This window comes from Stenotrophomonas sp. Nf1 (genome assembly GCF_003028475.1).
Taxonomy (GTDB): Bacteria; Pseudomonadota; Gammaproteobacteria; order Xanthomonadales; family Xanthomonadaceae; genus Stenotrophomonas.
The window spans coordinates 185,937-197,636 of record NZ_PYTV01000010.1 but is presented as its reverse complement, the minus strand read 5'-3'; the positions used below and the strand labels follow the sequence as shown (position 1 = coordinate 197,636).

10 protein-coding genes are annotated in these 11,700 nt (G+C 67.6%); all 10 read left to right on the top strand.

Translation table 11 applies throughout. The features are described from left to right. Positions 1–286 precede the first annotated feature (286 nt). The 10 genes from folP (at position 287) to alaS (ending at position 11,609) form a co-directional block, all read left to right on the top strand. Positions 287–1,183 (top strand): dihydropteroate synthase, encoded by an 897-nt coding sequence (folP, locus tag C9412_RS17700; protein ID WP_107232816.1) that lies wholly within the window; start codon positions 287–289, stop codon positions 1,181–1,183. Next, the gene (gene miaA, locus C9412_RS17695) at positions 1,183–2,136 is read left to right on the top strand and encodes a tRNA (adenosine(37)-N6)-dimethylallyltransferase MiaA (protein WP_107232815.1); all 954 of its coding nucleotides are present in this window, start codon (positions 1,183–1,185) and stop codon (positions 2,134–2,136) included. Before folP ends, miaA begins: the two co-directional genes overlap by 1 nt. Positions 2,137–2,233: 97 nt before the next feature. Next, entirely contained in the window at positions 2,234–2,509 is a 276-nt protein-coding gene (gene hfq, locus C9412_RS17690) for an RNA chaperone Hfq (protein ID WP_057498314.1), read from the top strand. Between the two features lie 14 nt (positions 2,510–2,523). After that, complete coding sequence (gene hflX / locus C9412_RS17685; protein ID WP_049445660.1) at positions 2,524–3,834, top strand: ribosome rescue GTPase HflX; 1,311 nt, start codon at positions 2,524–2,526, stop codon at positions 3,832–3,834. Between the two features lie 103 nt (positions 3,835–3,937). Further along, positions 3,938–4,432 (top strand): nicotinamide-nucleotide amidohydrolase family protein, encoded by a 495-nt coding sequence (locus C9412_RS17680; protein ID WP_107232824.1) that lies wholly within the window; start codon positions 3,938–3,940, stop codon positions 4,430–4,432. Positions 4,433–4,466: 34 nt separating this feature from the next. Continuing rightward, positions 4,467–6,149 (top strand): 2-polyprenylphenol 6-hydroxylase, encoded by a 1,683-nt coding sequence (gene ubiB / locus C9412_RS17675; RefSeq protein WP_107232823.1) that lies wholly within the window; start codon positions 4,467–4,469, stop codon positions 6,147–6,149. A gap of 222 nt (positions 6,150–6,371) precedes the next feature. After that, positions 6,372–7,007 (top strand): transcriptional repressor LexA, encoded by a 636-nt coding sequence (gene lexA / locus C9412_RS17670; RefSeq protein ID WP_057498317.1) that lies wholly within the window; start codon positions 6,372–6,374, stop codon positions 7,005–7,007. Between the two features lie 204 nt (positions 7,008–7,211). Next, positions 7,212–8,249 (top strand): recombinase RecA, encoded by a 1,038-nt coding sequence (gene recA, locus C9412_RS17665; protein ID WP_057498318.1) that lies wholly within the window; start codon positions 7,212–7,214, stop codon positions 8,247–8,249. 110 nt (positions 8,250–8,359) lie between these two features. Further along, positions 8,360–8,851, top strand: coding sequence for a recombination regulator RecX (gene recX, locus C9412_RS17660; protein WP_005409024.1), 492 nt, complete (start codon positions 8,360–8,362; stop codon positions 8,849–8,851). A 109-nt stretch (positions 8,852–8,960) separates the two neighbouring features. Then, positions 8,961–11,609: an alanine--tRNA ligase gene (alaS, locus tag C9412_RS17655; RefSeq protein WP_107232814.1), complete on the top strand. Its 2,649-nt coding sequence runs from the start codon at positions 8,961–8,963 to the stop codon at positions 11,607–11,609. Positions 11,610–11,700 lie beyond the last annotated feature (91 nt).

The window sequence follows — 11,700 nt, the reverse complement described above, 5'->3', positions numbered from 1 at the left end:
GAGTGTCCGCGGCATGGATGCCGCGGCCAAGCCCCCATGGGTGAGGGCGCTTTGCTTGCGAAGCACTGCTTCGCAAGCGCCCGAACGCCCAGCCGCCGGCGGCTGGGCCGGACCCCGGAGGGGGGTTTACGGCGTCTCCCGCAACCGGACCCACCGCGCCATCCCTCAGGAAACCGGCTTCTGCTGTTGCTTCAGCTCTTGCTGTGGCGGTGGCTGTTGCCGCTGCGGGTGCAGGGCGCCGCCCTGCCGAACTAAACTACCCGCCGTTGTCCCAGCAGGATCACCCATGTTCGATACGTCGCCCCAGCTCGATTGCGCCGGCCGCATCCTGCGCCTGGACCGTGCCCGGGTCATGGGCATCGTCAACGTCACCCCGGACTCGTTCTCCGATGGCGGCGCGCACGACAGCACCGAGGCCGCGGTCGCCCACGGCCTGAAGCTGGTCGAGGAGGGCGCCGACCTGCTCGACATCGGCGGCGAGTCGACCCGTCCGGGCGCTGCGCCGGTATCGGTGGAGGAGGAGCTGCGCCGGGTGATCCCGGTGATCGAGCAGTTGGCCGCGCGCAGCGCCGTGCCGATCAGCATCGACACCTTCAAGCCGGAGGTGATGCGCGCAGCGGTGGCCGCCGGCGCCGGCATGATCAATGACATTTTCGGCCTGCGCCAGGACGGCGCACTGGAAGCGGCTGCCGACGCCGGCGTGCCAGTGGTGCTGATGCACATGCAGGGCGAGCCGGGCCATATGCAGGCCGACCCCCACTACGACGACGTGGTCGCCGAGGTGCATGGCTTCCTGGTCCAGCGCCTGTTCGCTGCCGAGATGGCCGGCATCGCCAGGAAGAACCTGCTGATCGATCCCGGTTTCGGTTTCGGCAAGACCACCGCCCACAACCTGACCCTGCTGGCGCGCTCGGAGCGCTTCCTGGAGCTGGGCGTTCCGATGCTGGCCGGCCTGTCGCGCAAGCGCAGCCTCGGCGAACTGACCGGCCGCGACACGCCCTCCGAACGCGTGGCGGCCTCGGTGGCGGCGCATCTGATCGCGGTGCAGCGGGGTGCCCGCATCGTGCGCGTGCATGATGTGGCCGCCACCGTCGATGCGCTGAAGATCTGGCAGGCCGTCGATGCGGTGCCGACGCCGCGCGCCGACGCCACGCCGACGATCCGCTGGCCGGACGAAGACTGATGGGCATCGACCGGCGCCCGCTGGCGATCGCCGTGATGGGGCCGACCGCCAGCGGCAAGACCGCCACCGCGATCGCGCTGGCCCGGCAGCTGGATGGCGAAATCGTCAGCGTCGATTCGGCGCTGGTCTACCGCCATCTGGATATCGGCTCGGCCAAGCCCGATGCCGCCGAGCGTGCACAGGCGCCGCACCATCTGCTGGACCTGCGTGATCCGTGGCAGACCTACTCGGCGGCCGAATTCGCGGCCGATGCCGGCCGGGTGGTGGCCGATATTGTGGCGCGCGGCAGGACGCCGATCCTGGCCGGCGGCACCGGTCTGTATTTCCGGGCCCTGCTGCAGGGCCTGTCGCCGATGCCGGAGGCCGATCCGGAGACGCGTGCGGTGCTGGCCGCCGAGGCCGCCGAACGGGGCTGGGCGGCATTGCATGCGGAGCTGACCGATGTCGATCCGGCTGCCGCCGCGCGCATCCACGCCACCGACCCGCAGCGCATCCAGCGGGCGCTGGAGGTCTACCGTCTCACCGGCACACCGATCAGCGAATGGCAGCGCCGGCCGGGTGTGGCGCCGTTGCCGGTGCGTACCCTGAAGCTGATCCTGGCGCCGCGAGAGCGTGCGGTGCTGCACCAGCGCATCGAGGCCCGCTTCGACGCCATGCTGGAGCAGGGCTTCCTCGACGAGGTCCGCGCGTTGCGCGCGATGCCGCAAATGGCCGCGGTCGAGGCGCCCCTGGACCTGCCGGCGGTGCGCGCGGTCGGCTATCGCCAGGCCTGGGAGCATCTGGACGGGGAGGGCGACCCGGCCCGCTTCCGGGACAAGGCGATCTTCGCCACCCGCCAGTTGGCCAAGCGCCAGCTGACCTGGCTGCGCGGCGAGCTTGATGCGCGCTGGTTCGACCCCCACATCGACCAGGAGCGACTGGCCGAGGCGGTGTCGACCTTCGTCGCACGCTGAACCCCCGCCAGCCGTGTAACATCATCGGTCGGCGGGCGGCTCGGGGGCCGTGGCAAACCGTCGGCAACCCAATAAGAACAATAATCAGGAGTGTGCAATGTCCAAGGGGCAATCGCTGCAGGATCCTTTCTTGAACGCACTGCGGCGCGAGCGCGTGCCGGTTTCGGTGTACCTGGTCAACGGCATCAAGCTGCAGGGCACGATCGAGTCGTTCGACCAGTTCGTGGTCCTGCTTCGCAATACGGTGAGCCAGATGGTCTACAAGCACGCCATTTCCACGGTGGTGCCGGCACGCAACGTGAAGGTGGGCCCGGGTGGCGGCTATGTGCAGTCCAGTGAAGGTGGTCAGGCAGGTGATGAAGCAGACGAGTAAGACCGGAGCGGTGAATGTTTGACCGCTCGAAAAAGGGCGAACACGCCCTGTTGATCCAGCCGCATTTTGGCAAGCTGGAAGACGATGTGCTGGAAGAGTTCGGTGATCTGGCCCGCTCGGCCGGGGCCAGCATCGCCGCGACGATCACCGCGCGCCTGGACCGTCCCAACCCGTCGACCCTGATCGGCAGCGGCAAGCTGGACGAGATCAAGGCGGCGGCCGATGCCAGCGGGGCCGACCTGATCCTGGTCAACCATGCGTTGAGCCCGGGCCAGGAGCGCAACCTGGAACGGTTCCTGGAACGCCGGGTGATCGACCGTACCGGCCTGATTCTGGACATCTTCGCCCAGCGTGCGCACAGCCACGAGGGCAAGCTGCAGGTCGAACTTGCCCAGCTGCGCCACCTGGCGACGCGGCTGGTGCGTGGCTGGACCCATCTGGAGCGCCAGCGCGGCGGCTCGATCGGCCTGCGTGGCCCTGGTGAAACCCAGCTGGAAACCGACCGCCGCCTGCTGCAGAAGCGCGTCGAGCAGCTGCAGAAGCGGCTTGAGAAGGTCGAGGTGCAGCGCACCCAGATGCGCCGTGCCCGTGTGCGCAGCGAACTGCCGCGTGTGGCTCTGGTGGGCTATACCAACGCCGGCAAGTCGACGCTGTTCAATGCGATGACCGGCGCCGAGGCCTACGCCGCCGATCAGTTGTTCGCCACGCTGGACCCGACCGTGCGCCGTATCGCGGTGCCGGGTGGCAACGTGGTGCTGGCCGATACCGTGGGCTTCGTCCGCGACCTGCCGCACGATCTGGTCGCCGCGTTCCGCTCGACGCTGTCCGAGGCGCGCGAGGCCGATTTCCTGCTGCACGTGGTCGATGCCGCCGACCCCCATCGCGAGGAACGCATCGCGCAGGTGGACGAGGTGCTGACTGCGGTTGGCGCCGGCGATCTGCCGCAGCTGCTGGTGTTCAACAAGATCGACCGTATCGACGGCGCCGACGTCCGCCACGACGGTCAGGACGGCGTGCCCGACGAATCGCGACGTGAACGTGTGTGGATTTCCGCACGCGACGGGCAGGGCCTGGAGCTGTTGCAGGCAGTGCTGGGCAAGCGCCTGGGCCTGCAGCACGTTACCGGCGAGCTGCGCCTGCCGCCGGATGCCGGCCGCCTGCGCGCGCGCCTGCACCAGCTGGAAGTGATCCGCAGCGAGCAGGCCGATGAGGAAGGCTGGCTGCTGCAGGTCGACCTGCCGATCGCCGAGGCTGAGAAGCTGGCCGCCAGTGCCGACGGTGCACCGATCCGCGCCCTGTTGCCGGAGAAGCTGCCGGAGTGGTGAGGTAGCGCCGGGCCATGTCCGGCGACTGCCATTGCTGCGGCGCGCGACATCAACCGGTCATCTGCGGTACAACGTGCAGGTTCTTCACCCCACCGTCATGCCGATGTCCATCCCCACCGACGCCGATCTCAACGCCCAGTCCGCCGCGCTTGGGCAGCGCCTGCAGCAGGCCTCGCTGCAGCTGGTGACCGCCGAAAGCTGCAGTGGCGGCTGGATCGCCAAATGCATGACCGATGTCGCCGGCTCCTCGGCGTTCTTCGATTGCGGCATGGTGGTGTACAGCTACGAGGCCAAGCAACGCCTGCTTGGAGTGCGCGCGCAGACCCTGGAGCAGTTTGGTGCGGTCAGCCGTGAGACCGTGCTGGAGATGGTGTCCGGCGCCCTGGTCAACTCCGGTGCCGGCATCGCGGTGGCGGTCACCGGCATCGCCGGCCCGGGCGGTGGCAGCCCGGACAAGCCGGTGGGCAGCGTCTGGATCGGCTGGAAGCGCCGTGGCGGCTACGCCCGCGCCGAGTTGTTCCAGTTCGATGGCGACCGCGAAGCCATCCGCCGGCAAACCGTGGCGGCGGCGTTGCGCGGCATCGACGCCCAGCTGTGACATGCTGCTCCGGTAATCGTCCGGAGCACGCATGATGTGGGAAACGCTGGGCACGGTCCGTGACCTGGGCCGACTGCAGGAAATCGCCGTCGTCCTGATCCGCTACGGCTTCGGCGACGTGGTGCGGCGCATCGGGCTGGCCACCACGCTGGAGCGGGCAGGGCGCCTGCTGCACTGGAACGAGGACCGCCAGGAGCTGCTGCGGATGACCGCGCCGGTGCGTGTGCGCAGCGCGATGCAGGATCTGGGCCCAACCTTCGTCAAGCTTGGCCAGGTGTTGGCCACGCGCGTGGATCTGCTGCCCCCGGAGTGGATCGCCGAGTTGTCCGAGCTGCAGAACGCGGTGCCCGCGTTGCCGTATGCCGAGATCCGCGCGCAGTTGGAGGCTGACCTCGGCGCCGCGCCAGGCGAGGTGTTCGCCTTCCTTGATGAAACGCCGATGGCCGCCGCCTCGCTGGCACAGGCCCATCGGGCGCGCCTGCATGACGGCCGGGAAGTGGTACTGAAGGTGCGCCGCCCGGGCATCCGTGACGTGGTCGAGGCCGACCTGCGCCTGCTGGCGCGGCTGGCCGAGATCGTTGAAGCCCGCCTGCCGGATCTGCGTCGCTACCGCCCGGCCGAGGTCGTGCAGCAGTTCACCGTGTCGTTGCGCCGCGAACTGGATTTCGCTGCCGAATGCCGCAACGCCGAGCGCATCGCGCGCAACTTCAACGGCCGTGACGACATCCTGATCCCGGGCGTGCACTGGCAGTGGACCTGCGAGAGCCTGAACGTGCAGGACTTCGTCGACGGCATTCCCGGCCGTGATCTGGCTGGCGTCGATGCGGCGGGGCTGGACCGCCGCGAACTGGCCCGACGCGGCGCCGATATCGTGTTGAAGATGGTGCTCGAGGACGGCAGCTTCCACGCCGATCCGCACCCGGGCAACATCATCTACCTGCGCGACGGCCGCATCGGCGTGATTGATTTCGGCATGGTCGGCGCGTTGTCCGAGGTGCGCCGTTTTCAGGTGGCGCAGTTGCTGCACGGCCTGGTCGAACAGGACCCGCAGGGTGTGGCCGACGTGCTGCTGGACTGGGCCGGTGGCGTGGAAGTGGACGAGAACCGGCTGCAGCACGACATCAGCCAGTTCGTTGACCAGTATCGCGGCGTGCCACTGAAGGACCTGCGCATCGGACTGATGCTGGGCGACATCACCCAGCTGCTGCGTAGCTACAGCCTGACCCTGCCGGCCGATCTGGCCTTGATGATCAAGGCCTTCCTGACCCTGGAAGGCATGGGTCGGCAGCTTGATCCGGATTTCGACATGGCCAGCGCTGCGCGCCCGTTCCTTGAACGCGTGGTGTTGCAACGCTACGCACCCAGGGCGCTGCTCAAGCGCGGCCGGCGCAGCCTGCTGGGCCTGGTCGATTTTGCCGGTGAACTGCCGCGCGACCTGCGCAAACTGGTGCAGGCAGCGCGTCGTGGCCGGCTGCAGTTGAAAGTGGAAACCAGCGCGCTGCAGGGCTTCGGCGAGCAGGTCAACCGCGCCGCGAACCGGCTGGTGATGGGCATCGTCACGGCCGCACTGATCATCGGCTCGTCGATCGTGATGCACAGCGTCGGCGGCGTTTCCAGCCGCTGGCTGCTGGCGCTGGGCGTGTGCGGCTTCATCGGCGCCGGCTTCTGCGGCGTGTGGATCCTGTTTTCGATCTGGAGAAGCGGCAAGCACACGTAGTGTGCTTGCCGCAGCGGTTCCCAAAGGGAACCGCGGAATCGCGCAGCGATTCCCGTAGAGCCGACCGCTGGTCGGCTGCGTCTGCTGCTGCTCTTGCTTTTTGCCGGCCAACCGCGCATCCGCGCGCTTGCCGAGCATGGCTCGGCACGACAGATCACCTCATCGTCTGTCTGTCGCCCCCGGCACTTGCAGTCCCGGATATTAGTAGTAATACTACTAACCATGGACCTGACCGACACCCAGCAGGCGATCCTGCAGTTGATCGCCGAGCGTATCGAGAGCGAAGGCGCACCGCCGTCGCAGACGGAAATCGCACGTGCGTTCGGCTTCAAGGGCGTACGCGCGGCACAGTACCACCTGGAAGCCCTTGAGCAGGCCGGTGCGATCCGTCGCATTCCGGGCCAGGCCCGCGGCATCCGTCTGGTGCAGGCCCCCGCGGTCGAGAAGCTGGCCGAGCCGGGGCTGCCTGACAGCGTCCTGCGCCTGCCGGTACTGGGCCGGGTCGCGGCCGGCCTGCCGATCGGCGCTGACATCGGCTCTGATGACTTCGTGGTGCTGGACCGGGTGTTCTTCTCGCCGGCCCCGGACTACCTGCTGAAAGTGCAGGGCGATTCGATGATCGACGAGGGCATCTTCGACGGTGACCTGATCGGCGTGCACCGCACCCGCGACGCCCATTCCGGGCAGATCGTGGTGGCACGCATCGATGACGAGATCACAGTCAAGCTGCTGAAGATCGCCAAGGACCGTATCCGCCTGCTGCCGCGCAACCCCGATTACAAGCCGATCGAGGTGCTGCCGGACCAGGACTTCGCCATCGAAGGCCTCTATTGCGGCCTGCTGCGGCCCAACCGTTGACCTGTTCCACAGTGCATTACCCCGCGGTCTTTTGTGGCGATTCTCTGGTTCCACTGAGGTTGGTACGGATGTCCGATAATTCTTTTCAGAGCGCCGGGCAGAATCTCAGCCTGTGCGATACGTCCGACTTAAAGTGAGCCCATGGCAAAGAAGACCCCCAAAGACAGCACCTCCAACGATTCCACCTCTGCAAGGACCCCTCCGATGGACGAGAACAAGAAGCGCGCCCTCGCTGCAGCTCTGGGCCAGATCGAGAAGCAGTTCGGCAAGGGCTCGGTGATGCGCATGGGCGACCGCGTGGTCGAGCCCGTTGAAGCCATCCCGACCGGCTCGCTGATGCTTGACATCGCACTGGGCATTGGCGGCCTGCCGAAGGGCCGTGTCGTTGAGATCTACGGGCCGGAATCCTCGGGCAAGACCACGCTGACCCTGCAGGCCATCGCCGAGTGCCAGAAGATGGGCGGCACTGCGGCCTTCATCGACGCCGAGCACGCGCTGGATCCGATCTACGCCGGCAAGCTGGGCGTGAACGTGGACGATCTGCTGCTGTCGCAGCCGGATACCGGTGAGCAGGCGCTGGAAATCGCCGACATGCTGGTCCGTTCGGGCTCAGTGGACATCCTGGTGATCGACTCGGTCGCGGCGCTGACCCCGAAGGCCGAAATCGAAGGCGAGATGGGCGACCAGCTGCCGGGCCTGCAGGCCCGCCTGATGAGCCAGGCGCTGCGCAAGCTGACCGGCAACATCAAGCGCTCCAACACCCTGGTGATCTTCATCAACCAGCTGCGCATGAAGATCGGCGTGATGATGCCGGGTCAGAGCCCGGAAACCACCACCGGCGGCAACGCGCTGAAGTTCTATGCCTCGGTCCGCCTGGACATCCGCCGCATCGGCGCGATCAAGAAGGGCGACGAGATCATCGGCAACCAGACCAAGATCAAGGTCGTCAAGAACAAGCTGGCGCCGCCGTTCAAGCAGGTCATCACCGAGATCCTGTACGGCGAGGGCATCAGCCGCGAAGGCGAACTGATCGACATGGGCGTGGAGGCCAAGCTGGTCGAGAAGGCCGGCGCCTGGTACAGCTACGGTGAAGAGCGCATTGGCCAGGGCAAGGACAACGCCCGCGGCTACCTGCGCGACAACCCGACCGTCGCCGCCAAGCTCGAAGCCGAGCTGCGCGAGAAGTTCCAGCCGGCCGAAGCGGCCCGCGAGGAAGGCGACGACGACGGCGACGACGAGTAAGGCTTGCTGTGGGGCAGGGCGGCGCCGTCAGTGACGTTGCCCTGTCCCGCAGGTTCGAATCGCCCAGGGATGGGCAGGGCGCCACGGACGGCGCCACCCTTGGAGTACCGATGTCCGACGCCGAAGACATTCCTACTGGCCGCAAGCGCCGGCCACGCGAGCAGACTCCCGTACAACGGGCACTGGGCCTGCTGGTCCGCCGTGAGCACTCGCGCAAGGAACTCACCCGCAAGTTGACCGCGCGCGGTATCGAAGACGAAGCCGCACAGGCCGCTGTCGCCAAGCTGACCGAGGCCGGCTGGCAGGATGACACCCGCTTTGCCGAGAACCTGGTGCGGATGCGTGCCAACACCGGCTATGGCCCGATCCATGTCCGCGCCGAACTGGGTACCCATGGTCTGGACAGCGCGGCAATCGCCGCCGCGATGGACAGCTATGAGGGCGACTGGCAGGAAAATGCCCGTGATCTGGTCCGCCGACGCTTCGGTGAGGCCGGCCCGCAGGACCTGACGCAGCGGCGCAAGGCCGCCGATCTGCTGGCCCGGCGGGGTTTCGACGGCGACAGCATCCGCCGGGCAACCCGCTACGACCCGGATGACTGAGACTGGCGGCGCCGGGCCTGATACCCTTTAGGTTTTCGGCGGTCCGTCGCGACCCTGGCCAACGCGGCCGGTGGTCCGGGTCCGCCGGCCCGCAGACTGCCAGCCCCCAATGAACGCATCCGCCAAATTCACGACTTCCCAGATCCGCAGCGATTTCCTTGAATTCTTCAAGGGCAAAGGCCACACCATCGTGCCGTCGGCGCCGCTGGTGCCGGGCAATGATCCGACCCTGCTGTTCACCAACTCCGGCATGGTGCAGTTCAAGGACGTGTTCCTTGGCGCGGAGAAGCGCAGCTACGTGCGTGCGGCCGACGTCCAGCGCTGCCTGCGCGCGGGCGGCAAGCACAACGATCTTGACCAGGTCGGTTACACCGCACGCCACCACACCTTCTTCGAAATGCTGGGCAACTGGTCCTTCGGCGACTACTTCAAGAAGGACGCGATCGCCTGGGCCTGGGAGCTGCTGACCCAGGTCTGGAAGCTGCCGGCCGAGCGCCTGCTGGTCACCGTGTACCAGACCGATGACGAAGCCTACGCGCTGTGGCGCGACATGGTCGGCATTCCGGAAGCGCGCATCGTGCGCATCGGCGACAACAAGGGCGCGCCGTTCGCTTCGGACAACTTCTGGCAGATGGCCGACACCGGCCCGTGCGGCCCGTGCACCGAGATCTTCTACGACCACGGCGACCACATCGCCGGTGGCCCGCCGGGTTCCCCGGATGAGGACGGTGACCGCTTCATCGAGATCTGGAACCTGGTGTTCATGCAGTTCGACCGCCAGCCCGACGGCACCCTGGTGCCGCTGCCGGCGCCGTGCGTGGATACCGGCATGGGCCTGGAGCGCCTGGCGGCGATCCTGCAGCACGTGCATACCAACTACGAGATCGACCTGTTCCAGGCACTGATCCGCAAGGCCTCCGAGCTGACCGGCACCGCCGACCTGGAGAACAAGTCGCTGCGGGTGATCGCCGATCACATCCGCGCCTGTTCGTTCCTGATCGTCGACGGCGTGCTGCCGTCCAACGAAGGCCGTGGTTACGTGCTGCGCCGTATCATCCGTCGCGCCCTGCGCCACGGCTGGATGCTGGGCGTGCGCCAGCCGTTCTTCAGCAAGCTGGTGCCGACCCTGGTCGAGCAGATGGGCGAGGCCTATCCGGAACTGCCGGCGGCGGTGGACACCGTCACCCGCGCGCTGCAGGCCGAGGAAGAGCGTTTCGCCGAGACCCTCGATGCCGGCATGAAGATCTTCGAGGACGTCGCGGGCAAGGCCAGCGCTGGCGTGATTCCGGGCGTCGACGCCTTCCGCCTGTACGACACCTATGGCTTCCCGCTCGACCTGACCCAGGACATCGCCCGCGAGCGTGACCTGACCGTCGACATCGCCGGCTTCGATGCGGCGATGGAGCAGCAGCGCGAGACCGCGCGTGCGGCCGGCAAGTTCGGCGGCGGCGTGACCCTGCCGGCCGAGCTGGTGGCCACCCTCAGCCCGACCGTGTTCCTCGGCTATGACCGTCTGCAGGCCGATGGGCTGACCGTGCTGGCCCTGCTCAAGGACGGTCGTCCGGTGCAGTCGGCCGATGCCGGTGACGCGGTGATCGTGATTACCGACAAGACCCCGTTCTACGCCGAGTCGGGCGGCCAGGTCGGCGATACCGGCGTGCTGACCGGCAACGGCGTCCGCCTGGCGGTGGACGATACCCAGAAGTTCGCTGGTCAGTTCCATGGCCATGTCGGCACCCTGTCCGAAGGTGGCCTGAAGGTCGGCGACGTGCTGGCCGGCCAGGTCGATGGCGAGCGCCGTGGCGCCACCATCCTCAACCACTCGGCCACCCACCTGCTGCACGCGGCCCTGCGTGAAGTGCTGGGCACCCATGTGCAGCAGAAGGGCTCGCTGGTGGCGCCGGACCGCCTGCGCTTCGACTTCTCGCACTTCCAGCCGATCAGCGCCGAAGAACTGGCGGTGATCGAGCGCAAGGTCAACCAGCAGGTGCGTGCCAACAACGCTGCCGAAGTGCACACCATGGCCATGCAGGAGGCCCTGGACTTTGGTGCCATGGCCCTGTTCGGTGAAAAGTACGGCGAGCACGTGCGCGTGCTGAAGATGGGCGACTACTCCACCGAGCTGTGCGGTGGCACCCACGTCAACCGTACCGGCGACATCGGCCTGTTCAAGATCACCTCCGAGGGCGGTGTGTCCGCCGGCGTGCGCCGCATCGAAGCGGTCACCGGCCAGGGTGCCCTGGATTACGTGGACGCTGAAGAGGCCCGACTGGCCGAGGCCGCTGACCTGCTCGGCGGCAGCGCCGCCGACGTGGTCGAGAAGATCCGAGCCCTCGGCCAGCGCCAGAAGCAGCTGGAGCGCGAACTGGAAGCCGTGAAGGCCAAGGTTGCCGCCGGCGCCACGGCCGACCTGTCCGGCCAGGCCGTCGAGGTCGCCGGTGTGAAGGTGCTGGCGGCCCGCCTGGAGGGCTTCGACGCCAAGGCCCTGCGCGACGCCGTGGACCGCCTCAAGCAGCAGCTGGGCAACGCGGTGATCGTGCTGGCCGGTGCCCAGGACGGCAAGGCCGCCCTGGTCGCGGGTGTGAACGGCAGCGCAATGGGCAAGGTCAAGGCCGGGGAACTGTTGTCCCATATCGCCGGTCAGATCGGGGGCAAGGGCGGCGGACGCCCGGACCTCGCCCAGGGTGGTGGCGAGGACGGGCCCGCCCTTGCCACTGCGCTGGCTGCAGTCGTCGAATGGGTCAGCCCCCGCCTGTGATGAACCCTGCCGTCCCCCTCCTTGTAGGAGCGGGACGGCTGACGGTACCATTGCGAATCTTTTCCCTTTGTCGTGGTAGCGCTTCTTGACG

Coding starts and splice junctions, on each gene's coding strand:
- folP (WP_107232816.1), top strand. CDS start 287: ATGTTCGATACGTCGCCCCAGCTCGATTGCGCCGGCCGCATCCTGCGC.
- miaA (WP_107232815.1), top strand. CDS start 1,183: ATGGGCATCGACCGGCGCCCGCTGGCGATCGCCGTGATGGGGCCGACC.
- hfq (WP_057498314.1), top strand. CDS start 2,234: ATGTCCAAGGGGCAATCGCTGCAGGATCCTTTCTTGAACGCACTGCGG.
- hflX (WP_049445660.1), top strand. CDS start 2,524: ATGTTTGACCGCTCGAAAAAGGGCGAACACGCCCTGTTGATCCAGCCG.
- C9412_RS17680 (WP_107232824.1), top strand. CDS start 3,938: ATGTCCATCCCCACCGACGCCGATCTCAACGCCCAGTCCGCCGCGCTT.
- ubiB (WP_107232823.1), top strand. CDS start 4,467: ATGTGGGAAACGCTGGGCACGGTCCGTGACCTGGGCCGACTGCAGGAA.
- lexA (WP_057498317.1), top strand. CDS start 6,372: ATGGACCTGACCGACACCCAGCAGGCGATCCTGCAGTTGATCGCCGAG.
- recA (WP_057498318.1), top strand. CDS start 7,212: ATGGACGAGAACAAGAAGCGCGCCCTCGCTGCAGCTCTGGGCCAGATC.
- recX (WP_005409024.1), top strand. CDS start 8,360: ATGTCCGACGCCGAAGACATTCCTACTGGCCGCAAGCGCCGGCCACGC.
- alaS (WP_107232814.1), top strand. CDS start 8,961: ATGAACGCATCCGCCAAATTCACGACTTCCCAGATCCGCAGCGATTTC.